The following is a 25,991-nucleotide window of genomic DNA, read 5'->3' on the forward strand; positions in this document are numbered from 1 at the left end:
GCGCGGCTCCAGCACAGCCGCGTGTGGATCGTCGACCCGGTCGACGGCACCCGCGAATATGGCGAGGAACGCGCCGACTGGGCCGTCCATGTCGGTCTCGCCATCGACGGCGTGCCGACCATCGGCGCGGTTGCGCTGCCGGGGCATGAAGACGGCATCGTCCTGCGCACCGACCAGCCGCGTGTCGTGCCGCCCGCGCCCGAGAAACTCCGCATGGTCGTCTCCCGCACCCGACCCGCACCCCAGGCGGTCGCGGTCGCAGAGGCGCTGGGCGCCGAACTGGTGCCCATGGGATCGGCCGGCGCCAAGGCCATGGCCGTGATCCTGGGACAGGCCGACATCTATCTCCATGCCGGCGGCCAATATGAATGGGACAGCTGCGCACCCGCCGCCGTCGCCCTCGCCCACGGCCTCCACGCCTCCCGCATCGACGGATCGCCGCTCATCTACAACCAAGAAGACACATACATGCCCGACCTCCTCATCTGCCGGCACGAACATGCCGACATGGTGCTGGGGGCCTTGGCCGAGATCGCGGCGCAGGCCGCCTGAAAACAGAAGGGAAGAGGATCATGACCACCGACACCATCGGCCTCGACGCCGACGCCCTGGTCGCCGCCGCGCGCGAACAGACCGGCCTTTCCGACCTGGGCGACGACGCCATATTGGAAGGGCTGGACGTGCTGGTCGACGCGATCAATCGCGAGGCCAACCTCACCGAAGCAGCGCAAGGCCGCTGGGCGCAGCAGCTAACCGCGACGCTCGCCAACCGCTTGCAGGTCGAGGACTGGCTCGCCCGTCATCCCGAACTGCTCGACGCCCCGGTCGAGAAGCCGATGTTCGTCTTTGGCCTGCCGCGCACCGGCACGACCCTGACGATCAACCTGCTGAACGCCGATCCGGCTCGCCGGTCCTTCCTGCGCTGGGAAGCCTTCAATTCGGCGCCACCCGCCGCCGCCGGCACGCTCAGCAGCGACCCGCGCTATGTCGCGGAACAGGCGCGGCTCGACATGTCGCTCAAATATGCGCCGCATATCTCGGCCATCCATCATGAGGATGCCGACAGCCCGACCGAGTGCCAGTTCGCCATGGCGCCGTCCTTCTGCGCCCAATATTATGACTCGGTGCTGCATGTGCCGAGCTACCAGAAATGGCTGTTCGCCACGAGCTACTTGCCTGCCTTCCGCTATCACAAGCGGCTGCTGCAATTGCTGCAGGCGGAAAATGGCGGCCGCTGGACGCTGAAGAATCCCTGGCATCCGCTGTTCCTGGACGACCTCACCACCGTCTATCCCGATGCCCAGCTGGTGATGACCCATCGCGATCCGGCCGATGTCGTCGGTTCGGCCTGCTCCCTCGTCTATCAGGTGCGCAAGATGTTCAGCGCCGATGTCGACCCGGTCGAGGTCGGCCGCTCGCAGCTGCGCACCTTCGACCTGATGATCGAGCGGATGCTGGCCTATCGCGCAAAGCATGGCCAGGATGCGATCCACGACATCCAGTATGACGACCAGTTGCGCGACCCGATCGGCGAGATGCGCAAGCTCTATGCCCGGTTCGACGAGCCGTTCACGGCGGAAGCGGAAGCCGGCATGAGCGCGATGCTGGCCGCCAATCCACAGGGCAAGCATGGCAAGCACAGCTATGACCTGGCCGATTATGGCCTCGATCGGGCGCAGATTCACGCCCATTTCAAGGCCTATACCGACCGCTTCTCGATTCCCGTGAAGGCCTGATCCGATGACGCAGGCCCATCATGACCTTGCCCGCCGCTTCTTCGCCGCCCTGTCGGCGGCGGCACTGCCGGACGAACTGCTGACCGAGGACATGACCGCCTGGACGACGACGTCGGGCGTCGATGCGCCGCGCGCATCCTATCAGCGCGGCGTGGCGATGCTGGGGTCGCTGTTCCAGGGTGGGCTGAGCTTCACCGTCGATTCGCTGACGGCCGAAGCGGACCGGGTCGCGGCCGAGGTGCGATCGGCGGGCACGCTGGTAAATGGCGAGCCCTTCGCCAATCGCTATGTCTTCCTGCTGCGTATCCGCGACGGCCGGATCGCGTCGGTCGCCGAGCATTTCAACCCGGCGCCGGTGGAAGCCCAGATCAAGCCGCTGATCCAGGCGATGATGGCGGCAAAACAGGGCTGAGCGATCAGCCCTGTTTCATGCCCTCGCTGGCCATCGCGAAACTGTAGCGTAGATGGTCGAGATGGCCGGTCGGCACCGGCGGGAAGAGCAACGCGTCCTGCGTATCGCGGATCGCCTCCAGCCGATCGGCAATCTGCTCGATCGTCCAGTCGGGCTGGAACAGGCCTACCGTCTCCATCGTATAGGCCCGCGCGACACGCCCGGCCATGGCGATCAGCATCTCGCCACTGACCGCGCAATCCTGATGCGCGAGATAGCCGACGGCGGGTGCGACCAGCTCCGGATCCATCGGCGGATAGGCGCTGGTGTCAAGGCCCTCCGCCATGCGCGTGACGGCGCCGGGCAGGATGATGTTGCTCTTCACGCCATGGGCCGCCCCCTCGATCGCGGCGACGTTGGACAGGCCGATCATCCCGGCCTTGGCGACGCTGTAATTGACCACGCCGGCATTGCCATAAAGGCCGTTGATCGATCCGGTCAGGACGATGCGGCCATAGTTCGCCGCGCACATATGCGGGAAGGCAGCGCGCACGACATGGAAGGCGCCGCGCAAATGAACGTCGAGCACCGTCTCGAAATCGGCATAGCTGAGTTCCGCTAGGCCGCCGCGCCGGACGATCCCGGCATTGTGGATGAGGATGTCGATGCTGCCGAAATGGTCGCGGGCGAGGTCGATCATCGCCTGCCCGCCTTCAGGCGTGGCGACGCTGTCGGTCGAGGCGATCGCCTGGCCCCCGGCGGCGCGGATTTCGTCCACCACCGACTGGGCCGGGCCGGCATCGGTCCCTTCGCCCTGCATGCTGACGCCGGGATCATTGACCACGACCTTGGCGCCGCGCGCCGCCAGCAGCAGCGCATAAGCCCGGCCGAGGCCACGCCCGGCGCCGGTGATCAGGGCGACGCGGTCGTCAAATCGCAGCATGATAGTCTCTCTCCCGGAAGATGATTGGCGGCGAGCTTAGCGGCGGCGGTGCCGTCGTCCCAAGCGTGGCGCCAAATGATCGCTCAGGCGACGATTCCGGCGTCGCGCAGGCGGGCGATGGTCTGCGCATCCATGCCCAGAAGGTCTGCCAACACCATATCGCTATGCTCGCCCAGCACCGGCGGCGCGCTCGGCACCGGCTGCTCCGCACCGGGGAAGCGGAAGGGACGGTTGACGATCGGGATCGTGCCCAAACTCTTATGCTCGGTCTCCACCACCATGTTGCGGGCCAGCGTCTGCGGCTGGGCCAGCGCCTCGCTGATGGTCAGGATCGGCGCGTGCGGCACCTGGTGCGCGGCGAACAAATCGGCGAGGTCGGCCACGGTGCGGGTCTGGGTCACCGCCGACAGCAGGGCATTCACCTCCGCCCGTCGCTCGCGCCTCTTGTCGAGCATGTCATAGCGCGGATCGTCGGCCAGCGCGTCCAGCCCCAGCGCGGCGCAGATCTTGCCCCAGAAATGATTGGTGAGACAGGCGATCACGATCGACCCGTCGCTGGCCGGGAAGACGCCATAGGGGACGAGATTGGGGTGCTGCGATCCCTGCGGCACCGGGTCCTGCCCGGTGAAGAAACTGAGTTGCGCCAGATAGCCGAGCAGGCCGATCATCCCGTCCATCAGGCTGATGTCGATCAGCCGGCCGCGCCCGGTCGCATGGCGTTCATGCAGGGCGGCGAGGATAGCGATCGGCCCGTTGATGCCGCCGACCAGATCGCCCAGCGGAATGCCGAGCTTGGTCGGCAGTCCGCCCGGCTCGCCATTGACGCTGAGCGCGCCGGACATGGCCTGGAGCACGATGTCGAAGGACGGCCGGTCCTTGAGTGGCCCGGTCATGCCGAAACCGGAAATGGCGCAATAGATGAGGCCGGGGTTGAGCGCCGACAGCGCCTCATAGCCAAGGCCCAGCCGGTCCATCACGCCGGGCCGGTAATTTTCGATGACGATGTCGGACTTGGCCGCCAGGTCGCGGGCGATCGCCAGCCCCTCGGGGGCCTTGAGGTCGAGCACGATGCTCTTCTTGCCGCGATTGACGCTGAGGAAATAATGGCTCTCGCCGTCGCGCAGCGGCGGGAAGCTGCGGGTGTCATCCCCGCTGCCGGGCGGCTCCACCTTGATCACCTCCGCGCCCAGATCGGCGAGCGCCAATGCAGCCGAGGGGCCGGCCAGGACGCGGGTGAAATCCAGCACCCGCACCCCGGCCAGCGGCCCCGCCCATTCACTCTTGTCGTGGCTGTCCATCATGCATCTTTCGGTGGGCCGTCCCATCCCAAATCCTCCCCAGGGGGGAAGGAACGGCCCGCCGCGCCCGGATCAGGCCGGGCGGCTGGGCAGTTCGGCAATCGAGGTGCCGAAGGCCGAGACTTCGCCGCGATGGGTTTCCGCGCGCTGCTGGATCTCGACATATTTCTTGCCGTTCTCCTCGAACTTGCGGATCACGCTGCCGTCGATGAAGATCACGTCGCCATCGGGATTGTGGCGGCGGATCTGGCACTTGCTCTTGTGCAGGAAGCCGTCGTCGCCGATCCAGTTGGTAACCTGATGGGTCAGCCAGCTGCAGCGTTCCGGACCATAGTCATAAGCGCCCGGCGCGCCGACTTCGAGCGCGAACGCCTCGTCCCAATGGACGCGTTCCGGGCAGTCGGGCACGTTGAAGCGGTTTTTGATGCCGGTGCCGGGATGCTTCTGCTGCATCTTCCACGCCAGCTTGTTGGCGCGGATATAGAGGCCGCCCCAGCCCTGCGCGTAGCAGATGAAGCCGGTGACGGTCATCGGCCCCTTCATCATGCGCGGCAGCTCGTCGCCGACCTGCACATCTTCCCAATAACGGGGCGTAGCGCCGCGAATTTCTTCCTTCTCGTATAGCTTGTACATCTCGGCCAGCTGTTCGTCCGTGAAGGGTTCCACACGACCACGGGCTTCGGTGTACTTCGTGCCACGCTCGCGCGCTTCGTCGCGGTCGGTGCGGAATACCCAGCTATCGCCTTCAGCCACCTTGTCGCCCGACTGGTTGAAGAAATCGACATGGTAGATCTGCTGGAAGCTGCGACCGGCGAACTTGGTCTGATGCTCGATCAGATCCTTCAAATAGGCCTCGGTGCGGATCGTGTCGTTGCGCAGCACCGGCTTGTGCCAGGTCCAGTCGGCGCCCGCCCACATGGCATGGACGCCCGACAGGCCACCGCAATAGCCCGAGATGATGCGGCTGGTGGTGAACAGGAAGCTTGGCAGCGCGACCAGCGAACCATGTTTGGTCTTTTCGGCATAGGCCGGATCGCACCACAGCGGATTATCGTCACCGATACCATGCGCATAGTGGCGGATCGCGTCGCGCGTGGCTTCGTAATTCCACGGTTCGACGGTATTCTCGATCTTGACGCCGATGCGCTTGCGCAGGTCGTCCAGCCCCTCCTCGGTGATCTTGGGGAATTTGTTCACGGGCGCTTCGGCCAATGTTGCCATCTCTCTTCTCCTGACTTCAGTTGGCGAGTTCGACCGCCTTGGCGGCCTCACGATCTCTCAAAATCTTGCGGTGGACCTTGCCGGCCGGCGTCTTGGGCAGGTCGGTTACGAATTCGACGATGCGGGGGAATTCATGCTGGGCGAGCTTTTCGCGGGTGAAGTCCTGCAATTCGCGGACCAGCGCGTCGCTGCCGTCGCGATTGAGGATGATGAAGGCCTTCACCACCTGGCCGCGCTTGTCGTCGGGCACGCCGATCACCGCGCATTCCAGCACCGCCTCATGCTTGAGCAGCGTATTCTCGATCTCGACCGCGCTCATCGTCCAGCCGGCCGAGATGATGACGTCGTCGGCGCGGCCGCAATGGTAGAAATAGCCGTCACCGTCGATCTTCGCCCGATCCTTGGTCGTCTCCCACCGGTCGCGCCGCCACAGCATCAGCTCGCCAATCTCGCCGGGATCGCAGGCGCTGCCATCGGGGCGCTGCACTTCCAGCCTCTGGCCCGGCACCGCCTTGCCCAGCGAACCCGGCTTCACCATGAAATCCTGCGCGCCGGGATAGTTGACCAGCACCACGCCGATCTCGGTCGTGCCGTACATGGAGCAGGCCGGCACCTTGAAATGGGCGTCGATGAACTCCAGCGTCGCCGGGTCGATCGGCTCGCCGGTGTAGGACAGCTTGTCGAAATGGAAGGCGAAGTCGGCGGCCCGGCCGCTATTCTTCATCATGCGATAATGGGTCGCGGCGGCAGACATGTTGGTGATGCCATAGGCATCCAGCGCCTGCATCAGCCGCACCGGATCGAACCGGCCGGCAAAGGTGCCGGTGGTCACGCCCAGCCCCAGCGGCGCCAGCGTGCCATGCCACAGGCCATGACCCCAGGCCGGCGAGGAGGGGCAGAAAAACTCGTCGCCCGGCCGAATGCCGGTGCCGTAGAGGGCGGCGAACATCAGGGTCACCAGCGCGCGGTGGCTGTGCTTGACCGCCTCCGGCAGTTCGCGCGTGGTGCCCGACGTATATTGGAAGACGGCCAGGTCATTGGCCTTGGTCTTCGGGCTGTAAGTCGCCGGGAAGCGGCCGAGATCAGCGAGCAATGCGTCGTCGGCGACGATCACGCGCGGGCCGTCCATGCTGCGCGCCAGCTCCGCCTTTTCGGCATTGGTGATGAGGATGGTCGGCTTGCAGTCATCGACCCGCAGCCGCAGCGCATCCGGGCCGAACAGGGTGAAGAGCGGCACCGAGATCGCGCCGGTCTGCATCGCCCCGAACAGGCAGACATAGAAGGGCAGCGAAGGCTCCAGCATGAAGGCGATGCGTTCGCCCGGCTGAATGCCCTCGGCGTCCAGCCAATGGGCGAAGCGCGCGGCGCCTGCCGCGATCGCATCGAAGCTCAGTATCTCGTCGCGGCCGCCATCATCACCATTGGCCGCATGGGCGATGCGCACGGCGGCACGGCCCGATCCGTCGGCATGGCGGGTGATGCATTCATGGGCGATGTTGAGGTCTTCGCGGTCGCCGTCGAACAGATCCCACAGCGCGGCTGAGGTCGCATGCGCCTGTGCATCGGCATAGCTGCGATAGTCGGTTAGCTTCGCCATCATCCCATCCCATCGGTCCGGCATTCAACCGGGCGAACGGGCCGAAATCCCGTCGCTGCTTGCCACAAGCGATGTCACAGCGACTCATTTGTTGTAAATGGTGAATGATGTTCTATATTTCGAATGACAGGCCATCGGTGTCGCGATAGGATGACGCCATGACCGACAGCCGCACGACGCCCCGCCCGCCCTCCACCGTCCGCAAGGTCGCCAAGGCCGTGCAGGAGAGCAAGGCACCCGCCATCTCCCGCGCCGCCGCGATCCTGCGCCTGCTGGGCAAGAGCGACCGGCCGCTCGGCGTGCAGGCGATCGCCAAGGAACTGGGGCTGGTGCCCAGCACCTGCCTCTATGTGCTGCGCGCGCTGGTGGAGGAGGAACTGGTCGCCTTCGATCCCGATACCAAACGCTATGCGCTGCAGGCCGGCGTGCTAACCCTGGCCCGCAACTGGCTGCGCCGCGACGCCTTCAACGACCTTGCCCAACCGGTGCTGGATCGGCTGGCCCAGCGCTTCGGCCTCACCATGCTGGGGGTGCAGGCGGTGGGCCTCGATCATATGATCGTCGTCGCCATGGCGCAGTCGGGCAGCGGCTTTCAGCTGAGCGCCCAGGTCGGCAGCCGCTTTCCCGCTCTCATCAGCGCCACCGGCCGCTGCATCGCCGCCTTTGGCGATTATGGCGAGAAGGAATTGAAGGCGCGGTTCGACACGCTGCGCTGGGACGATCCGCCGCCCTTCGCCGACTGGATGGAACAATTGCGCCAGACCCGCGCGCAGGGCTTCGCGGTGGACGAGGGCCAATATATTGCCGGCGTCACCGTCGTCTCCGCCCCGGTGTGGAAAGGCGCGGGCCGCCCGGTCCATGCGCTGGTCGCGATCGGCATCGGCGCCGCGCTGCAGCGCGAGGGGCTGGGCGCATTGCAACAGGCGCTGGTCGAGGCGGCGGACGCGCTCAGCCACCAGTTGAGCGGAGAGCGGCCCCTACCGGCGGCGTAGCGCCAGCACGCTCCCTTCGGCGTCGCCCGACACATAGAGCTTGCCGTCCGGTCCCGCCGTCACATCGGCGAAATTGATCATCGGCCCGGCCATGTCGCCGATCGGGCCCAGGAATTTGGGCGTTATGCCGGCGGGCGCGCCGACCGGCAGGGCGCTGGCGATCGTCTCACGCGCGCCGCCCGACAGGTCGGTGGCGACCAATGTCTTGGCCCGCGTATCGACGACGAACAGCTTCCCATCATGGATCGCCAGCCCTTCCGGTCGGCCGAGACCATCGATGATCGTCTCGCTGCGGCCGCCCGCGATGCGCAGCACGCGCCCCGCTCCGGTCTCGGCAACATAGGCTGTCCCGTCCGGCGCCAGCGCGACGCCCATCGGCTTGTCGAGTCCGGTCGCGAGTTCGCTGACCGCGCCATTCTCGATCGAGAGCAGCCGGCCGGTGCCATATTCGGCAATCACTACCGCGCCGCCCGGAGCGACCGCCACACCCATCAACTGGTCGAGGCCGGTGGCGAGGAAATCGCTTTCCCCTTGCCCCGGCCGATAGCGCGCCACCGCTCCCAAGCCGGTGCTGATGATCCATTCGCCCGCCTGCGCGCCCGCAGCGACACCGCGCATATAGCCGGGACAGCCGGGGTAGAAGATCATGCCGGCCAGGGTCAGCGCCGCGCCAGCTCGCAGCGTATATCCGAAGGTGCCATCGGCGACGAACAGCGCGCCGTCCGCGCCCATGGCGAGACCCAGCGGCCATTGCAGTGCGCGCGGCACGACGGAGCGGACCTTGCCATCGCCCAGCAATTCGGTGATCTCGCCCGGAATGCTCGACACGAAGATGCGGTCGCCGATGAAGCTGACATTGTCGAGGCCGGGGCCAAGATCGGCCAGCACCTCGCGCGTGCCGCTCACCAGGTCGAGCCGCAGCACCTGCCCGCTGGCCACCTGGGTCGTGACGATCCGCCCCTTGCTGTCGAACTTCACCGAATCCGGCACGCCCAGATCGCCGGCCACCACTTCGGGCGCACCACCATTCAGGTCCACCCGCCAAATCTCGTTGGCGCCCATCACCGGGAAATAGAGTTTGCCGTCCGGCCCGACCTGAAAGGCGTTGGCCATCGGGATATTGTCGAGGATGATGCGCGGCTCGCCCCCATCCAGGTTCAGTTCCATGATCCGCGCACCGATGCGGCATTCGCCCGCAATCAGCCGGCCCTGATGCCAGGTGATCGGATTGGCGACCGGAATGTCGCCGCGCACCACCCGCACGTCGCCCGATGGCGTGCGCATCGCGACCCGGCCCTCGGTAATCTCGGTCAGATAGAGGTTGCCGGCATCGTCGAACACCAGATCGTCAGGCGCGACGATGGCGCCGCCCATCGCGCTGATCGTCTCGATCGCGCCGCTTTCGACATCGATCGCGCTGACCTGGCTACCGCCAACCTGCGCGACATAGAGGCGCCCGTCCGGCCCGGTGGCCAGACCATTGGCGCCGTGCAGGCGACTGGGCGGGGTCAGCCGCGCGAGGGTCCAGCCCTCGGCAGCGACCGCAGCACTGGCGGCGCCATAGCGCCCGGACTGGACCGCCATCTCAGGCGTAGCCCAGCAGCGACTTCACTTCGAGATATTCGAGGAAGCCATGCTCGCCCCATTCGCGGCCATTGCCGCTGCGCTTGTAACCGCCAAAGGGGGCGTGGAAATCGAAGCCGCCATTGATGCTGATCCAGCCGGTGCGCATCCGCCGGGCAACGGCGCGGCACTGGTCGACATCGGTGCCGCTGACATAGCCGGCAAGGCCGAAATTGCTGTCATTGGCGATCTCGACCGCATGGTCGATATCGTCATAGCCGATGATCACCAGCACCGGGCCGAATATCTCCTCGCGCGCGATCACCATGTTGTTGGTGCCGACGAACACCGTCGGCTTCACGAACCAGCCCTTGTCGATCCCGTCCGGGCGACCGGCGCCACCGGCGATCAGGGTCGCGCCCTCGTCCAGGCCTTTGCGGATATAGTCCTGGATGATGTTGTACTGGCTCTTCGACACGACCGGACCCATGGCGACATTGCCGGTCGGATCACCGACCGTCACTGCGTCCGCCGCGCCCTTGGCCGCCGCGATCACCTCGTCCATGCGCGACGCGGGCACCAGCAAGCGCGATCCCGCGCTGCAGGTCTGGCCCGAATTGCCCATCATGCCTCCGGTCGCGCCGGCGACATTGGCGGCCAGCGCGTCATCGTCCAGCACGATGAAAGCGCTCTTGCCGCCCAGTTCCAGCCCGACCCGCTTGATCGTGGTCGCGGCATCCTTCTGGATCTGGACGCCGACCGGCTCCGACCCGGTGAAGGACACCATGTCGACATCCTCATGGGTGGAAAGCGCCGTGCCAATCACGCTGCCGCTGCCCTGCACCATGTTGAACACGCCCGCCGGCACGCCCGCCGTGTCGAGAATCTCGGCCAGGATCTGGGCCGAGAAGGGCGCGAGTTGTGGCGGCTTCAGGATCATGGTGCAGCCGGTCGCCAGCGCCGGGAAAATCTTCACGCAGGTCTGGTTCATCGGCCAGTTCCACGGCGTGATGAGCGCGCAGACGCCGATCGGCTCGCGCGCGATCATCGTCGCGCCATGCGGCTCGTCGAACTTGAATTCGCGCAGCACCTCGATCGCGGTCTGCAGATGCCCCGCCCCCAGCCCGACATGGAAGCCATGGGCGAGCGAGGACGGCGCGCCCATTTCCTCGATGATCGCATCGCCCAGTTCGGTCTGGCGCCGCGCATATTCGGCCTGGATGGCGAGCAGCAGGTCGAGCCGCTGTTCGCGTGTGGTCTGCGACCAGCTAGCAAAGGCTTTGCGGGCGGCGGCGACCGCCTTGTTCACGTCGGCGACACCGCCGAGCGAGATGGTACCCGCAACCGCCTCGGTCGCCGGGTTGATGACATCCGCGGTCTTCGGTTCGACCGGGGCGACCCACTGGCCGTCGATATAGAAGTTCCGATAGTCGCGCATGTCGATGTCCCATCCTCTCCAAAATCCTCCCCCGGAAGGGGAGGTGGCTGGCCAAAGGCCAGACGGAGGGGTGTGCCCACCAGGGTGACACCCCTCCACCGCCTGCGGCGGTCCCCCTCCCCTTATCTGGGGAGGTAGGGCGTTTTACTGGGTGCCTTCGGCATACCAGGTGCGGAATTCGGCATATTTCGGCATTTCTTCCGAATTGGCCTTGGGATCGATCACGACATGGACGACGCCCGGCTTGCCGCTGGCATAGGCGCGCGCGATCGCCGGCTTGATGTCCTCTGCCTTGGTCACATATTCGCCGTGGCAGCCAAAGCCCTCACCGATCTTGTCGAAGCGGACGTCCTTGCTCCAATGGGTGCCGGTTTCTTCCGTGCCCTGGCCGAAGGTGCGCTTGTAGACGCCCACTTCCAGGCCCCACTGATTATCCACGCCGACGACACAGACCAGCGGCAGCTTGGTGCGCACCGCCACTTCCAGTTCGGCGATATGGAACATGAAACTGCTGTCGGAGGTCAGCAACAGGCCCGGACGGCTGACGCCAGTGGCCGCCTTGTCCGCCAGCATCGCGCCGGTAGCGTAGGGAATGCCGGTGCCGATATGGCCGAAATTCTGGTTCCAGATGACGTCGTTCGGCTTGCACTGCGAATAGGTCCACTGGAAGATCACGCCGGCGCCGCCGTCGCGGATCAGGATGCCGTCCTTGGGGAAGGCCTCGGTCGCTTCCACCGCCAGACGGGCGGGATGGATCGGCAGGTCGCCGGTGCCGTCGCTCTTGGTGCGCGATTCCGCCGCCAGCTCGTCCAGTTCCGCCTGACCGTCGCGCATGAAGGCTTCCAGCATCGGCGCAGGGGCGCGCGGCGTGTCCTTCAGCGCCTCGACCAGCTGCGGCACGACGCCGCGCAGATCGCCGACCAGCGGCACGTCGATCGGGCGGTTGACGCCGATCGCAGCGGGATCCTGCTCGACATAGATCCATTTGCGGATCGCTTCATTCTTCATCCAGTAGCGCCATTTGCCGAAATGGACCGGCTCGCCCAGTTCGGTGCCCAGCGCCAGCACCAGATCCGATTCCGTGACCGCCTCGATCGACGCCTTGGAGAAGACGTACTGGAAAGTGCGATCTTCCAGCCCCTTGATATAGCTGGTGCCGCCCGAAGTCTGGATCACCGGGCAGTTCATGAGGTCCGCCAGTTCCTTCACCGCCGCGCCGGAGCGCGAGGTGTGGACGGCATGGCCGACCAGCAGGATCGGGTTCTTGGCCGCGCGGATCAGGTCGGCCGCTTCCTTGACCCGGTCGATGTCGGCGCCCTGGTTGACCAGACGATAACGATCGGGCGCCAGTGGCGCGGGAAGGTCCAGCTCCTCCAGGATGATGTGGCTGGGATATTCGATATAGACCGGGCCGGGAGTGCCGCCCATTGCCTTGCGGATGCCCTCGCGCACGACCTCGTCGGTCTGGTCGGCATATTCGATCGAGGCAGCATATTTGACGCTATTCTCGAACAGGGGCATCTGCTTGACGAACTGGATGCGGCCGCGACGGACGCGCTGTTCGGTGACGCGGGCGCGCTGGCCCGACAGGAAGATGACCGGCGAATTTTCGACCAGCGCGCACTGGATGGCGGGCGCCATATTGGCGATGCCCGGCCCCAGCGTGCCGATCGCGACGGCCGGCTTGCCGGTGATGCGCGACGCGGCCTCGGCCATGAAGCCGGCAGCGGCCTCATGATGGGGCGCAACCACGGTCCAGCCGCGCCGTTCGGCCTCCAGGAACATGTGGACGAAATTGGGGTCGGGAATGCCGAACAGCGTGTTGATGCCTTCGGCCTCGAACAGGTCCAGCATCCGCTTGTAGACCGGCGTGCCCTTCTTGTCGGTGGCGTTCACGTTGACGGCGGGCTTGGGATCGTCATAGCTCATTTGAGTAACCTCGGTGCGCCCGTACCCATGTACGTGGCTAGGTTGCGGTGGAAATTGGTGATCTTGCGTTCCTGGTGGGGGTTGGGCAGCGGCCCGCGGAAACCGCGCGACTTCATGCCCTTCTGCACCCACTCCATGTTCGAGAAATCCTGGGCGAGGACGGCGCCCCAGCCCTCGGCCGTGGCCTCCGTCTCTTCCCACTCGGTCGCCGGCACTTCACCTTCGGGAAAGCGCTCGATCGCGTAGGATTCAAAGATGCACATGTCGGGATCGTCGCCATAGGGACGGGTGCGGTAGCAAAGGGCGAAGGTGATCCCCTGCAGCACCGACATGTTGGGAAAGACGTGCCAGGCAAGCCCCGCCTCGGCCATCACCTCGGGCGGGATTTCCGGCCAGATGACGCCGCGCGCGGCATCGTCGGCCTTGGCGGATTTCAGCCAATGGGCGATCACGTCGCCCGCCGCCGTGCCCTCGGGCAGTTCGTCGACCAGCCGGCTCGCCGCATTGACCAAAGTCTCGGTCGAGGCGGCATAGTTCAGCGTCTCGTAATTTTCGCGGATCAGCTCATAGGTGGAGCGGCGCGGATCGTCGCCCTTGCCCGCGCGGGTGACGCTGCTGCTCTGGCTCATCTGGAAGGCCGGGTCGCGCTGGTCGAAACCGCTCACCCCATGCAGGCCATAGGCCGCGCTGTATGCGTAATAATCGCCATAATCGAGCAGCTGGGTATGGGTGCCCGCGACATGATAAGGCTCCATGAAAGCCTCAAGCGCGGTCTTCCAATTGGCCGGATAGACCACCCATTTGCGCCATTTGTAGCGCATCTTGTCCATTTCGAAGTAGGACAGGATCCGGCCGGCATCGCCCAGGAAATCGATCAGCGGCTCGGCATTGAGGTCCATATGGATCCAGATCCAGCCGCCCCATGTGTCGATCTTGACGTCCGACAGGCGGGTGCATTCGGCATTGAGCGCGCCCTGCCAGTCCTGCGGGTCGAGAATATAGGTGTTGTTGCCCTCGGTATCGAAGGTCCAGCCATGGAAGCCGCAGACGAAGCTGCGCCGGTTCTTGCCACGCACCGAATGCACGTCCTTGGGCACGTCGACCAGCTGGCGGCCGCGATGCGGACAGACATTGAAGAAGGCGCGCAACGTATCGGGCGCGGTCCGCACGATGATGATCGACTCATCGCAAATGTCGTAGGTCATCCAGTCGCCGACATCGGGCAGTTCCTCGACCCGCGCCGCCATCTGCCAGACATGGGGCCACAGCTTCTCCTTCTCCGCCAGGGCATAGTCCTTCGACAGGAATGCCTCGGTCGGGTAGGTCAGCGGCTTGGCCAGCGCCTCCACATCGATATTGTCGATCTTGCTCATGGCATCCTCCTGCAACGTCCGCGTTGCCCGATGGGTACGGCCCGCGAGTCCGCTCGCCGGGTCCGCAAGGACAATATTTTCAACCTGCCTATCGCAACTGGCGGGAGCGCCCCAAGGGAAGAGCGGCGACCGCTACGAACCATCCCCGGGGCGATCCGACCCATGGCTCAGGACCGCAATTCCATGCCGTCGAGATCGCCCTTCGCGCGCCAGTCCTGCACCAGTTTCTGGAAGGCGCCCCAGCCCGGCCCATAGCTGCGGAACAGCGCCCAGGGCGCCTTCACCTGGCCCTCATTGGTGAAATAGCTGGGGGTGCATTCCTGCTGGAATGCGGTCATGTCGATTTCCATTTCCTCGAAATGGCGGACATAATCCTCCTGCCCCTGCAGGGTGGTCTCGACCACCTTGGCGCCCTTATCCATCACCGCATGGATGATATGGGCGATATGCTCCGCCTGGCGGCCGAACTGTTCGGTCACGCTGGCGTTGAGGCCGCCCTGGATATAGCCGATGAAGAACTGGTTGGGGAAACCATGGGTCATGGTGCCGTGCAGGGTGCGCGGGCCATTGGCCCAATGATCGTAGATGGACAGGCCATCGCGCCCCTCGACCGCGTCGATGCCCCAGCGGCGCTTCAGCTCGCTCGTCACCTCGAAGCCGCTGGCGAAGATGATGCAGTCGACCTCATATTCGACGCCGCCCGACACGAAGCCCTTCTCGGTGATCTTCTCCAGCCCCTTGCTGTCGGCAACGTCGATCAGCGTGACATTGGGCCGGTTGAAAGTCGGGTAGAACTCGTTGCTCGACAGCGGGCGCTTGCACAGGAAGCGATACCAGGGCTTCAGGGCCTCGGCCGTCGCCTTGTCATCGACCATCTCGTCGACGCGGGCGCGCAGCCGCTCCATCACGCGATAATCGACCAGCTCGCGCTTGGCCATGAACTGCTCGATCGACATTTCCGGCCAGCCTTCGGCTTCCAGTTCGGCCGACAGGTTGCGGGCGATCTCGGTCCAGATGTCGCAGATCAGGTCCGGCTCGCCCGGCGCGAAGGATTCCATCGCGGCGCGGTGGAAATTGGCCTGGCGATCGGCCTGCCAACCGGGCTGCAGCGATGCCGCCCAGTCAGCGTCGGTCGCCGGATTGGGCCGTTCGTCCACGGTCGATGGCGTGCGCTGGATGACATAGAGCTGCTTGGCGTAGCGGCCAAGATAGGGCACCGCCTGGATCGCAGTCGCGCCGGTGCCGATGATGGCGACGCGCTTGTCGGCCAGCTTGTCGAGCACCGGATTGGCATAGCTGCCGCCGCTATAGTCATAGTCCCAGCGGGCGGTGTGGAAGATCTTGCCCTTGAAGCTGTTGATGCCGGCGATGCCGGGCAGCTTGGGCATGTTGAGCACGCCGCAACCCATCACCACGAAGCGGGCCAGCAGTTCGTCGCCCCGACTGGTGCCGACGCGCCAGCGCTGGATCGTCTCGTCCCATTTCAGCGAGGTGATGAGGGTGTGGAACAGCGCCTTGTCGGCGAAACCGAAGCTTTCGGCGATCTGGCGGCAATAGGCCTGGATCTCCGCGCCGTCGGCGAATTTCTTCGACGGCATGAAGCCGGTTTCTTCCAGCAGCGGCAGATAGCAATAGGCGTCATTGTCGCACTGGATGCCGGGATAGCGATTCCAGTACCAGACGCCGCCGAAATCGCCGCCATGGTCGATGTTGCGGAAATTGGTGACGCCCTGCTTGGTCAGATGATAGCCGGCGAGCAGGCCGGCGAAGCCGGCGCCCAGCACGACGACATCCAGTTCCTCGACGATCGGGTCGCGCGCGACGACCGGCATATGCGGGTCGACGTCATAGCTGTGCGTCGTGTCGTCGGTGGTCGGCTGATATTGGCCTTCCCGGTCGGCGCGCATCCGCTTGTCGCGCTCGGCGCGATATTTCTCGCGCAGGGTCGGGATATCGAATGTGTCAGCCGCAGGCGTCTGCGTCGGCTTGCAGGTCATGACCTCTCCTGGGGATCGCTGTTCTCGCCATTTTGTTAATCAACACATATGTTGACTTGCAATGGCGTAGCGGCGGGCCGGCGCTGTTAGCGCTGTGGCGATCCCTTGGCGGCCTTCTGGCCGCGGCGCTGCCCTGAAAATGGGCAGTCAGCGGGAGAGGTGGTCAGTCGTCAGCTAGCGCGCCGATCAGGCGGCGCGGGCCAGCTTTTCTTCCTTGGCGACCGGGAAGGTCACGACGTCGGCCGAAACCGGCTCGGCAGCGGGGGTCAGCGCGGCGATATAACGCTCGGCGGTGACGACGTCCCGGCGATAGGCGAAATAGAGCGAGATGAGCGAAAACATAAGAACCTCGGACAAGAATATTGCTGCGTCGCAGCATCGAGGTTCATCTGGTCCTCCCCGGCTTTTTTCGCAAATGCAAAGGCGCCAAGGCCAGTTGCACGAAACGCCATCGACCGGTTGCGCGCCTTGCAACGGCAACCGGTCGATCGCGATCAGACCCGGCCGGTGACCGGGATCAGCGCGCCGGTGATCGGTGCGGCGGCAGGCGACAGCAGGAAGGCGATCACCCCGCCCAGCGCCTCGGGCGAGACCCAGCGGCTGACATCCGCGTCGGGCATGTCGGCGCGGTTGGCCGGCGTGTCGATGATGCTGGGCAGCACCGCATTCACGCGCACGCCCGCATCCTTCAGTTCTTCGGCCAGCGCCTCGGTCAGGCGCGCGACGCCCGCCTTGGACGCGGCATAGGCGCCCATGCCGGCGGCCGCCTTTACCGACGCCGCAGCGCCGATATTGACGATCGCCCCGCCGCCATCGCGCAACAGCGGCAGCAAGGCGCGAGTCGCGATCAGCGCGGTGCGGACATTCATGCCATAGAGCCGATCCCAGGTGGCGACCGAGCCATCCTCCACCGTCTCCCAGCTGAAGCCACCGGCGATATTAACCAGCGCGTCGAGCCCGCCCAGCGCTTCGCCGATCTTCGCCGCCGCGCCGGCCACCGCCTGCTCGTCGGACAGGTCGATGCCGCCCAGCGCCAGGTCGACGCCATCGGCCGGCACATCGCCCAGGTCGATACCCGCCACCGTCCAGCCGGCCGCGCGCAGCACCTGCACCGCCGCCCGGCCCAGCGCACCGGCCGCACCGGTTACCGCCACCACTCCCGCCATCATCATCCCCTTTCGATAGTCTGCGTCAGATCCCGGACATGCACAGATATTTGATCTCGACATAGTCCTCGATGCCATGGCGCGATCCCTCACGGCCCATGCCCGATTCCTTGATGCCGCCGAACGGCGCGACCTCGGTCGAGATGAGGCCGGTATTGATGCCGACCATGCCGACCTCCAGCGCCTCGCCCACGCGCCAGGCGCGCGACAGGTCGCGGGTGTAGAAATAGCCCGACAGGCCGACTTCGGTGGCGTTGGCCAGCGCGACCGCTTCCTCTTCCGTGTCGAACAGGAAGAGCGCGGCAAGCGGCCCGAACGTCTCCTCGTCGGCCAGCTTCATCTCCGGCGTGCAGCCGCTGATGATGGTCGGCTCAAAGAAACTGTGGCCCAGTGCATGGCGATGCCCGCCACTCACCAGCGTGCCGCCCTTGGCCAGCGCGTCGGCGACATGTTCCTCGACCTTCTCCACCGCCTTCTCGTCGATCAGCGGCCCCTGGGTCACGCCCGCTTCCGTGCCCGGCCCGACCTTCAGCTTCGCGACGGCGGCCTTCAGCTTCTCGGCAAAGGCCGGCGCGACGTCGCGCTGCACCAGGATGCGGTTGACGCAGACGCAGGTCTGGCCGCTGTTGCGATATTTGGACGCGATCGCGCCTTCGACGGCGGCATCCAGATCGGCATCGGCAAAGACGATGAAGGGCGCATTGCCGCCCAGCTCCATCGACAGCTTCTTCATCGTCGGCGCGCATTGCGCCATCAGCGTCTTGCCGACCTCGGTCGATCCGGTGAAGCTCAGCTTGCGCACCAGCGGGTTGCCGGTCAGTTCCGCGCCGATCACCCGCGACGATCCGGTGACGACGTTGAACACCCCCTTGGGCACGCCCGCCCGTTCGGCGAGCACGGCCAGCGCCAGCGCGGTCAGCGGCGTCTGGGTGGCGGGCTTCAAGACCATGGTGCAGCCTGCCGCCAACGCCGGTGCCGCCTTGCGCGTGATCATCGCGGCGGGGAAATTCCACGGCGTGATCGCGGCGACCACGCCGACCGGCTGCTTGATGACGACGATGCGGCTGTCGGCGCGATGGCTGGGGATGATCTCGCCATAGATGCGCTTGGCCTCTTCCCCGAACCATTCGATGAAGCTGGCGGCATAGGCGATCTCGCCCTTGGCCTCGGTCAGCGCCTTGCCCTGCTCGCGGGTCAGGATCATCGCCAGGTCATCCTGATGCGCGATCAGCAGTTCGAACCAGCGGCGCAATATGCGCGACCGCTCGCCCGCCGTCTTCGCCTTCCACTCTGGCAGTGCCGCCTCGGCCGCCTCGATCGCCGCGCGCGTCCCCGCCTCGTCGATCGCGGGAATGCCGGCCAGCCGCTCGTCCGTCGCAGGATCGGTCACGTCGATGCTGGCGGCGCCGATCCACTGGCCGTCGACATAGCATTGTTCGCGCAGCAGGCTGGGGTCGGCAAGGGCTATGGTCATCGGATCACCTTCTTCGGCAGGATGCGGGGCAAGGGGCGCAGGGCGCGCCCGTCGCTGCGTCCAACGCAGCATGGCCCCATTTCGATGCGAAGGTGGGATGCGCGGCAGGCGGCGTCAACGTGGACAGAATGTCCCCGCCCAAGGATCGACCCCGCGATGCGCGCTATTGGGGAATATGCGGCGCCCGCCGGTTGGCCAGCGGCCGCTGATAGGAGGGATCGCTCTTGTCCCGTGCCGGCGCGCCATTGGCATGCAGGTCCGGTATGTCGCCAAAGGGGAGCGGCAGCGTCGGCACCAGCCCGGACCATTCGATCATGTTGGTGCGCAGCACAATCTTCCACTGGCCATCGCGCCGTTCCAGCCGGTCGAGATAGCGGCCCCCGGCGATCCAGTTGCTCTCGTCCCGGTTGCGGCCGACGAACAGATAATAGGTTTCGGCATGGGCGCTGTCGCCGTCGATATCGATCGTCATGTTGAGCAGATTATGATGGGTCGCCACCTGCCCGCCCTCGTGCAGGGCGCTGGCCCAGGCATAGAGCGCATCGGGCGCGCCGACGAAGCTGCCCGCCGCGACGGTGGCATCGTCATGAAAGGCCGACAGGAACAACGCCCGGTCGAACCGGTCCATGCCCCGGCTGAACCGGGTCAGGCAGTCGACAATATCCTGCCGGTCGAGCAGCGCGTCGATCCGCGCCTGGCGATCCGCGTCCATCCTATGCCTCCGTCCGTGGGGCGATCGGCTGCCAGATCGGCGCGCCGCGCTCGGCCCGCAGCGACGGGATGGTCTTTCCGTCGACATCGGTGATGCCATAATCCTGCGCCAGCTCCGCAGTGATGAAGGTGCCGCCCGATCGCGCCATGATCGCCGGATCGGCCAGCAGCGCGGCGATCACCCGGCCGGGAAATTCGGGCGAGCAGCCGACCAGCGGATTGGTGACGGTCAGCGCCTTCATCGCCGGATTGGCGGCGATGTTGCGCTGCGCCCGCTCGGTCATGGTAAGCCCCTGCCATAGCGAGAGCGAAGCGACGCCATGGGGTTGCAATTCGATCGCCATGTCGCGCGCCATGCGGTCGACCGCCGACTTGGCAGTGCCGAACACGACGCCATAGGTATAGGTCACGCCGACATAGCCCGATATCGCGACGATCAGCCCCGAACCCTGCGGCACCATCATCTGCGCGGCATGGCGCGCCGCGACGAAATTGGAGCGCACGCCGACATCGACCATGTCCCAGTTGGACAAGGGCTTTTCCCAGAAGCTGCCCGGCACGGTCAGATCCTCGGGGATCGCAAAGGCATTGTTGACCAGCAGGTCGAGCCGCCCCTGTTCGCGCCGCACCTGGTCGAACAGGGCCGCCACCTGCGCATCATCGCCATGGTCGACCTGCACCGCGATGCCCCGGCCGCCGCGCGCATCGCATTGTGCCGCCGTCTCGCCGACCGTGCCTGGCAGTTCATGGTCGCCCGCCTTGACCGTGCGCCCGGTGACATAGACGGTCGCGCCCTGCTCGGCGAGCGCCAGCGCCATCCCCTTGCCGATGCCCCGGCTTGCGCCGGTGACGATCGCGACCTTGCCGTCCAGCGGTTTCATGATCCTCTCCCTCAGTCCGTCTCGCGCGCGAAGAAGCGCATGCTGTGATCGCCGTTCGCGCGGCCGGTGAAATGCGGCGCGCTGAACGCCATGCCCATCACGCCCTGGCTCCAGTCGGCCGATGCGCCGATATCCTGCACCCAGTCATAGAGCATGGTCCGCCGCGCGATCCGCCACTGGCCCTCGCGCCGTTCGAAAATATCGAGGTAACGGCCGCCGATCATGACGTCGCGCTGCGCATCGCCCATGTCGATGCGATGATAGGATTGGACCTGCGTTTCGACCCGCGCAGCGTCGCCCTCCAGGTCGACGACGCTCTGCCCCAGCAGATGCTGGGTGCAGAGGATCGCGTCGGCGCCGGGCACCACCCAGGCGAGATAAGCGTCGAAATCGCCGGCGAACACGCCATAATCGGTGCTGCCATCGGGCCAGCAGCAGGCCCGGATCAAGTCAGCGTCGCGCCGGTCCTCACCCCGCGCCAGCCGGGCGAGGCAATCGCGGATCGCCTCCCGGTCCAGCATCGCCTGCAAATGCGTGACGGCAATGTCCATCGGGCCCTCTCCTTCCCGCCCGTCGCGGCGGGCTGTCTGTCCATGGGCCGGTCATAGGCGCGCGCCATGACGCGTCGCTTGACCAATTCGGACAGGAAGGAAGCGGGCGGCCTCAGCCGCGCGGGGCGAGGCCCGCAATCAGCAGGTCGACCTGCGCCGCCGCGATTGCCTCGGCGCTCATCGCGCCTGCCGGATCGCGCCAGCGTGCCGCCCAGTTGAGCGCGCCGGCCAGGGTGAAGGCGGCCAGCTTCACGTCGACCGGGGCGATCGACCCGTCCGCCACCGCGTCGGCGATCAGCCCGCGCATGGCGAGGTCGATGTCGCGCTTGCGCGATCGGAACAGGATCGCGCCTTCGGCCGACAGGCATTCGTCACCCGTCCGCACCACGCAGGCGCCGAAATCATCCATGATCACCGCGCCATAGCGGCGCAGGAAATAGGCAAGCCGGGCCAGGCCATTGCCTTCCCCCGCGCGGGCCTCATCGGCCGCCGCGCGCAGCATCTCCAGGCCGCGGGTGACGCATTCGATCAGCACCTGCTCCTTGTTGCCCAGATAATGATAGATGGTCGGCTTGCTGATCCCCAGGCTGGCGGCGACATCGTCCAGCGAGGTCGCATGGAAGCCGCGCGCATTGAACATCCGCACCGCCGCGCGCAGCACCGCCTCGCGCTTTTCCTCCCGCTCGCGCGCCTTCTCCTCCCGCGTGCGGAAGGGAGACGGGATCGCCACTGCGCTTTTCGCCGACACTCGCTGTTCCTCCATGCCGCCTGTTGACAAGAAATCGCAACAGGCGCAACCTACTCATGAGTATAGGAGAGACGCAAGGGTTTATGCTGACCGAAATCCAGAGCGCGATTCGCGACACCGTCCGGGATTTCGCCCAGGCGACGATCCGCCCGCATTCGGCCCGGTTCGAGGCGGAGGGCGGCTATCCCCGCGCGCTGTTCGAAGAGATGGCCGGCCTTGGCCTCTGGGGCATGACCGCGCCCGAAGCCTATGGCGGCGCGGAGGCTGACTCCGTTTCCTATGCCCTCGCCCTGATGGAACTGGCCGCTGCCGACGGCGCGCTGTCCACCATCGTCTCGATCCAGAATTCGATCCTCGTCTCCGGCCTGCTCAAGGATGGCAGCGAGGCGCAGAAGGCCCGCTTCCTGCCCGACCTGATCGGCGGCCGCACCATCGGCGCCTTTGCCCTCACCGAAAGCGACGCCGGCTCCGACGCGTCGGCCGTGCGCACCCGCGCGGTCAAGGTCGATGGCGGCTGGCGCATCACCGGTGCCAAGCAGTTCATCACCTCCGGCAAGATTGGCGGGCTGGTGATGATCATCGCCGTCACAGATCCCGATGCCGGCAAGAAGGGCCTGTCTGCCTTCATCGTGCCGACCGACCGGCCCGGCTATGCGGTCGACAAGGTCGAGCACAAGATGGGCCAGGGCGCGTCCGACACCTGCGCGCTGCGCTTCGACGACATGTTCGTCGAGGATGATCTGCTGATCGGCCAGCCGGGCCAGGGCTACGCACAAGCGCTCGCCAATCTGGAGACCGGCCGCATCGGCATTGCCGCCCAGTGCGTCGGCATGGCCCAGGCGGCACTGGAGATTGCGGTCGCCTATGCCAGGGACCGCAAGAGCTTCGGCAAGGCGATCATCGAGCATCAGGCGGTCGGCTTCCGCCTTGCCGACCTCGCCACCCGACTGGAGGCCGCGCGCCAGCTCGCTCTGTCCGCTGCCGCGATGAAGGACAGTGGCCAGCCGGCCCTGACCCAGGCGTCGATGGCCAAGCTGTTCGCGTCGGAAGCCGCCGAGGCGGTGGTATCCGGCGCGATGCAGACACTGGGTGGCTATGGCTATCTTGAAGAATTCGGAATCGCGAAAATCTACCGCGATGTCCGCGTGTGCCAGATTTACGAAGGCACGTCGGACATCCAGCGCATGGTCATTGCGCGCAGCCTTTGAAGGAGTATTTCGATGCAGGACGATCCGGTAGTCATTGCGAGCTATGCCCGCACCCCCATGGGCGGGTTCCAGGGCGCGCTCTCGGCGGTCAAGGCGACCGATCTTGGCGCGACGGCGGTCAAGGCCGCGGTTGAGCGCGCCGGCGTCGCCACTGACGCCATCGATCGCATCTATATGGGCTGCGTGCTGCCCGCCGGCCTTGGGCAGGCGCCCGCGCGTCAGGCGGCACTCGGCGCGGGCCTTGGCCTCAATACCGAGGCGACGACCGTCAACAAGATGTGCGGATCGGGCATGCAGGCGGCGATCATGGCGCATGAGGCGCTGGCATCGGGCGCAGCCGACATCGTCATCGCCGGCGGCATGGAGAGCATGACCAACGCCCCCTATGCCCTGCCCAAGCATCGCAGCGGCGCCCGCATCGGCCATGACCGCATCATCGACACGATGATGATGGACGGGCTGGAGGATGCCTATGAACCCGGCAAGGCGATGGGCGTCTTCGCCGAAGAGGCCGTGCGCGACTATCAGTTCACCCGCACCGACCAGGATGATTATGCCATCCGCTCGCTCGACCGCGCCAATGCGGCGATCGGCAGCGGCGCCTTCGTCCGCGAGATCACGCCGGTCACCGTATCGGGCCGGGGCGGCGACACCGTCATCGACACCGACGAACAGCCCGGCAAGGCCCGGCCGGAAAAGATCCCCGGCCTCAAGCCCGCCTTCGTCAAGGATGGCACCATCACCGCCGCCAATGCCTCGTCCATTTCGGATGGCGCCGCCGCGCTGGTGATGACCCGCCAGAGCGTTGCGGAAAAGCAGGGCCTTAAAGTGGTGGCGAAGGTCGTCGCCACCGCCGCCCATGCCCATGAGCCCGCCAAGTTCACCACCGCGCCGGTGCCCGCGATGCGCAAGCTGCTGGCCAAGGCCGGCTGGTCGGTCGAGGATGTCGACCTGTTCGAGGTCAACGAAGCCTTTGCCGTGGTCGCGATGATCGCCGCCAAGGAACTGGGCATCCCGGCCGACAAGCTCAACGTCAATGGCGGCGCCACTGCGCTTGGCCATCCGATCGGCGCATCGGGTGCGCGCATCGTCGCCACCCTTTTGGGCGCGCTGGAAACGCGCGGCCTCAAGCGCGGCGTCGCCAGCCTCTGCATCGGCGGCGGCGAAGCCACTGCCATGGCCGTCGAACTCGTATAATTCTGCCGGGAGAGGACAGATAATGGATATCAAGGGACGGGCCGCCATCGTCACCGGTGGCGCCTCCGGCCTCGGCCGTGCCACCGCGACGATGCTCGCGGCGCAGAGCGCCAAGGTCGCGATCTTCGACCTCAATGAGGATGCCGGCAAGGCGGTCGCCGCCGAAATTGGCGGGCTTTATGTTGGCGTCAATGTTGCCGACGATGCCAGCGTCACCGCCGGGCTCGACACGGCGGAAGCCGCCCATGGCACCGCCCGCATCCTGGTCAATTGCGCCGGTATCGCCCCGGCCGTGAAGACGGTGGGCAAGGAAAATGTGCCTCATCCGCTCGACACGTTCAGCAAGACGATCACCGTCAACCTGATCGGCACCTTCAACATGATCTCCAAATTCGCCGCCCGCGCGGCGGCGGCCGAGGAGATGGACGGCGAGCGTGGCGTCATCGTCAACACCGCCTCGGTCGCGGCCTATGACGGCCAGATCGGCCAGGCGGCCTATTCCGCGTCGAAGGGCGGCGTGGTCGGCATGACCCTGCCGATCGCCCGTGATCTCGCCCAGCACAAGATCCGCGTCATGACGATCGCACCGGGCATCTTCCTGACCCCGATGCTGGAGGCCTTCCCCCAGCATGTGCAGGATGCGTTGGGCGCGCAGGTGCCCCACCCCAGCCGCCTCGGCAAGCCGGCCGAATATGCCCAGCTGGTCGAATCCATCGTCCGCAACCCGATGCTGAATGGCGAGGTGATCCGCCTCGACGGCGCCATCCGCATGGCGCCGCGCTGATGAGCGGGTCGGGCAGCGGCGTGACGCTGGCGATCGCCGACGGCATCGCCCGGATCACGCTCGACCGGCCGGCGGTCGGCAATGCGATCGACCTGCCGCTCGCCCGCGCGCTGCTCGACGCCGCAATCCGCTGCGAGGGCGATGCGGCGGTCCGCTGCGTCGTCCTCACCGGCAATGGCAAGCTGTTCTGCGCCGGCGGCGATGTCGCGTTGATGGGCGGCGCGGGCGCGCAACTGCCCACCGTCCTCACCGAACTCATCGCCACCTTCCACGCCGCCGTCACCCGCCTCACCCGCATGGCCAAGCCGCTGGTGACTTTGGTCAACGGCCCGGCGGCGGGCGCGGGCTTTAGCCTCGCCATATTGGGCGATGTCGTGCTGGCCGCCCGCTCGGCCCATTATACCGCCGCCTATGGCGCGATCGGCCTGACCGCCGATGGCGGGCTCAGTTGGCTGCTGCCGCGCCTGGTCGGTCTGCGCCGCGCACAGGAGATCATCCTCACCAACCGTCGCATCAAAAGCGAGGAGGCCGAAGCGATCGGCCTCGTCACCCGGCTGGTCGATGACGAGGTGCTGGAGGCCGAGGGGCTGGCGCTCGCCGCCCGCCTCGCCGATGCGCCGACCGCAGCATACGGTGCCGCCCGCACCCTGCTGCACGACAGTTTCGACACCGGTTTCGAGACCCAGCTCGACCGTGAATTGCGTTCGATGGCGATAGCCGGCGCCGGTGAGGCGCAGGAAGGGCTTGCCGCCCTGCTCGCCAAGCGTCCCCCCAATTTCAGAGGAGCCTGACC

Annotated in this window: 24 protein-coding genes; 8 read left to right on the forward strand and 16 right to left on the reverse strand. The window is 66.1% G+C overall.

The genetic code is table 11. From position 1 onward, the window contains the following. The 3 genes from JQK15_RS23265 to JQK15_RS23275 form a co-directional block, all read left to right on the forward strand. Nucleotides 1-552, forward strand: a 552-nt coding sequence (locus tag JQK15_RS23265; RefSeq protein WP_214868463.1) for an inositol monophosphatase family protein, incomplete at its 5' end; no start/stop codon positions are given. Nucleotides 553-572: 20 nt separating this feature from the next. Continuing rightward, a complete protein-coding gene (locus tag JQK15_RS23270) occupies nt 573-1,736 on the forward strand; it encodes a sulfotransferase family protein (RefSeq protein ID WP_214868465.1) in 1,164 nt (387 codons plus the stop codon). 4 nt (nt 1,737-1,740) lie between these two features. Next, complete coding sequence (locus JQK15_RS23275; protein WP_214868467.1) at nt 1,741-2,148, forward strand: nuclear transport factor 2 family protein; 408 nt, start codon at nt 1,741-1,743, stop codon at nt 2,146-2,148. 4 nt (nt 2,149-2,152) lie between these two features. Here the strand turns inward: JQK15_RS23275 and JQK15_RS23280 are convergent, their stop codons facing one another. From JQK15_RS23280 to JQK15_RS23295, 4 genes are all read right to left on the reverse strand, one after another. Beyond that, nucleotides 2,153-3,070, reverse strand: coding sequence for an SDR family NAD(P)-dependent oxidoreductase (locus JQK15_RS23280; RefSeq protein ID WP_214868469.1), 918 nt, complete (start codon nt 3,068-3,070; stop codon nt 2,153-2,155). A gap of 83 nt (nt 3,071-3,153) precedes the next feature. Next, complete coding sequence (locus tag JQK15_RS23285) at nt 3,154-4,371, reverse strand: CaiB/BaiF CoA transferase family protein (RefSeq protein ID WP_251007998.1); 1,218 nt, start codon at nt 4,369-4,371, stop codon at nt 3,154-3,156. A gap of 69 nt (nt 4,372-4,440) precedes the next feature. Continuing rightward, complete coding sequence (locus tag JQK15_RS23290) at nt 4,441-5,589, reverse strand: FAS1-like dehydratase domain-containing protein (RefSeq protein WP_048939197.1); 1,149 nt, start codon at nt 5,587-5,589, stop codon at nt 4,441-4,443. Between the two features lie 16 nt (nt 5,590-5,605). After that, nucleotides 5,606-7,189 carry an acetate--CoA ligase gene (locus tag JQK15_RS23295; RefSeq protein WP_502956873.1) on the reverse strand — a complete coding sequence of 528 codons (1,584 nt, stop codon included), beginning with the start codon at nt 7,187-7,189 and terminating at the stop codon, nt 5,606-5,608. 155 nt (nt 7,190-7,344) lie between these two features. Here JQK15_RS23295 and JQK15_RS23300 point away from each other — a divergent pair, with 155 nt between their 5' ends. Beyond that, nucleotides 7,345-8,178 carry an IclR family transcriptional regulator gene (locus tag JQK15_RS23300; RefSeq protein WP_214868475.1) on the forward strand — a complete coding sequence of 278 codons (834 nt, stop codon included), beginning with the start codon at nt 7,345-7,347 and terminating at the stop codon, nt 8,176-8,178. Here JQK15_RS23300 and JQK15_RS23305 read toward each other — a convergent pair. From JQK15_RS23305 to JQK15_RS23360, 12 genes are all read right to left on the reverse strand, one after another. Continuing rightward, nucleotides 8,164-9,762, reverse strand: coding sequence for a Vgb family protein (locus tag JQK15_RS23305; protein ID WP_214868477.1), 1,599 nt, complete (start codon nt 9,760-9,762; stop codon nt 8,164-8,166). The two genes, JQK15_RS23300 and JQK15_RS23305, sit on opposite strands and share 15 nt — an antisense overlap. 1 nt (nt 9,763) lies before the next feature. Continuing rightward, nucleotides 9,764-11,179 carry an aldehyde dehydrogenase family protein gene (locus JQK15_RS23310; RefSeq protein ID WP_214868479.1) on the reverse strand — a complete coding sequence of 472 codons (1,416 nt, stop codon included), beginning with the start codon at nt 11,177-11,179 and terminating at the stop codon, nt 9,764-9,766. A 144-nt stretch (nt 11,180-11,323) separates the two neighbouring features. Further along, nucleotides 11,324-13,108, reverse strand: a complete 1,785-nt coding sequence (locus tag JQK15_RS23315) for a thiamine pyrophosphate-binding protein (RefSeq protein ID WP_214868481.1) — start codon at nt 13,106-13,108, stop codon at nt 11,324-11,326. Further along, on the reverse strand, nt 13,105-14,481 hold the full coding sequence (locus tag JQK15_RS23320; RefSeq protein WP_159367384.1) for an aromatic ring-hydroxylating oxygenase subunit alpha: 1,377 nt from the start codon (nt 14,479-14,481) through the stop codon (nt 13,105-13,107). Before JQK15_RS23320 ends, JQK15_RS23315 begins: the two co-directional genes overlap by 4 nt. 167 nt (nt 14,482-14,648) lie before the next feature. Continuing rightward, nucleotides 14,649-16,478 (reverse strand): flavin-containing monooxygenase, encoded by a 1,830-nt coding sequence (locus tag JQK15_RS23325; protein WP_214868483.1) that lies wholly within the window; start codon nt 16,476-16,478, stop codon nt 14,649-14,651. 186 nt (nt 16,479-16,664) lie between these two features. Further along, complete coding sequence (locus JQK15_RS23330; protein WP_155276487.1) at nt 16,665-16,835, reverse strand: hypothetical protein; 171 nt, start codon at nt 16,833-16,835, stop codon at nt 16,665-16,667. A gap of 137 nt (nt 16,836-16,972) precedes the next feature. Next, the gene (locus tag JQK15_RS23335; protein ID WP_214868485.1) at nt 16,973-17,650 is read right to left on the reverse strand and encodes an SDR family NAD(P)-dependent oxidoreductase; all 678 of its coding nucleotides are present in this window, start codon (nt 17,648-17,650) and stop codon (nt 16,973-16,975) included. Nucleotides 17,651-17,669: 19 nt separating this feature from the next. Then, a complete protein-coding gene (locus JQK15_RS23340) occupies nt 17,670-19,118 on the reverse strand; it encodes an NAD-dependent succinate-semialdehyde dehydrogenase (RefSeq protein ID WP_251007999.1) in 1,449 nt (482 codons plus the stop codon). Nucleotides 19,119-19,281: 163 nt separating this feature from the next. After that, nucleotides 19,282-19,830, reverse strand: coding sequence for a nuclear transport factor 2 family protein (locus tag JQK15_RS23345; protein WP_214868487.1), 549 nt, complete (start codon nt 19,828-19,830; stop codon nt 19,282-19,284). 1 nt (nt 19,831) lies between these two features. After that, the gene (locus tag JQK15_RS23350) at nt 19,832-20,710 is read right to left on the reverse strand and encodes an SDR family NAD(P)-dependent oxidoreductase (RefSeq protein ID WP_214868489.1); all 879 of its coding nucleotides are present in this window, start codon (nt 20,708-20,710) and stop codon (nt 19,832-19,834) included. An 11-nt stretch (nt 20,711-20,721) separates the two neighbouring features. Continuing rightward, entirely contained in the window at nt 20,722-21,261 is a 540-nt protein-coding gene (locus tag JQK15_RS23355) for a nuclear transport factor 2 family protein (RefSeq protein WP_214868491.1), read from the reverse strand. A 112-nt stretch (nt 21,262-21,373) separates the two neighbouring features. Beyond that, a complete protein-coding gene (locus tag JQK15_RS23360) occupies nt 21,374-22,009 on the reverse strand; it encodes a TetR/AcrR family transcriptional regulator (RefSeq protein ID WP_214868493.1) in 636 nt (211 codons plus the stop codon). An 83-nt stretch (nt 22,010-22,092) separates the two neighbouring features. On the opposite strand from JQK15_RS23360, the gene JQK15_RS23365 reads away from it, so the two are divergent. The 4 genes from JQK15_RS23365 to JQK15_RS23380 are packed head-to-tail and all read left to right on the forward strand — an operon-like array spanning nt 22,093 to nt 25,989. After that, nucleotides 22,093-23,217 carry an acyl-CoA dehydrogenase family protein gene (locus JQK15_RS23365; protein WP_214868501.1) on the forward strand — a complete coding sequence of 375 codons (1,125 nt, stop codon included), beginning with the start codon at nt 22,093-22,095 and terminating at the stop codon, nt 23,215-23,217. A 12-nt stretch (nt 23,218-23,229) separates the two neighbouring features. Continuing rightward, complete coding sequence (locus tag JQK15_RS23370) at nt 23,230-24,414, forward strand: acetyl-CoA C-acyltransferase (protein WP_010336219.1); 1,185 nt, start codon at nt 23,230-23,232, stop codon at nt 24,412-24,414. Nucleotides 24,415-24,436: 22 nt separating this feature from the next. Continuing rightward, nucleotides 24,437-25,198 carry a 3-hydroxyacyl-CoA dehydrogenase gene (locus tag JQK15_RS23375; protein WP_214868502.1) on the forward strand — a complete coding sequence of 254 codons (762 nt, stop codon included), beginning with the start codon at nt 24,437-24,439 and terminating at the stop codon, nt 25,196-25,198. Further along, nucleotides 25,198-25,989, forward strand: a complete 792-nt coding sequence (locus tag JQK15_RS23380; RefSeq protein ID WP_214868509.1) for an enoyl-CoA hydratase/isomerase family protein — start codon at nt 25,198-25,200, stop codon at nt 25,987-25,989. Before JQK15_RS23375 ends, JQK15_RS23380 begins: the two co-directional genes overlap by 1 nt. Nucleotides 25,990-25,991: the final 2 nt, after the last annotated feature.

Origin of the sequence: Sphingobium sp. BHU LFT2, from assembly GCF_018604485.1 — a bacterium.
GTDB lineage: Bacteria > Pseudomonadota > Alphaproteobacteria > Sphingomonadales > Sphingomonadaceae > Sphingobium > Sphingobium yanoikuyae_A.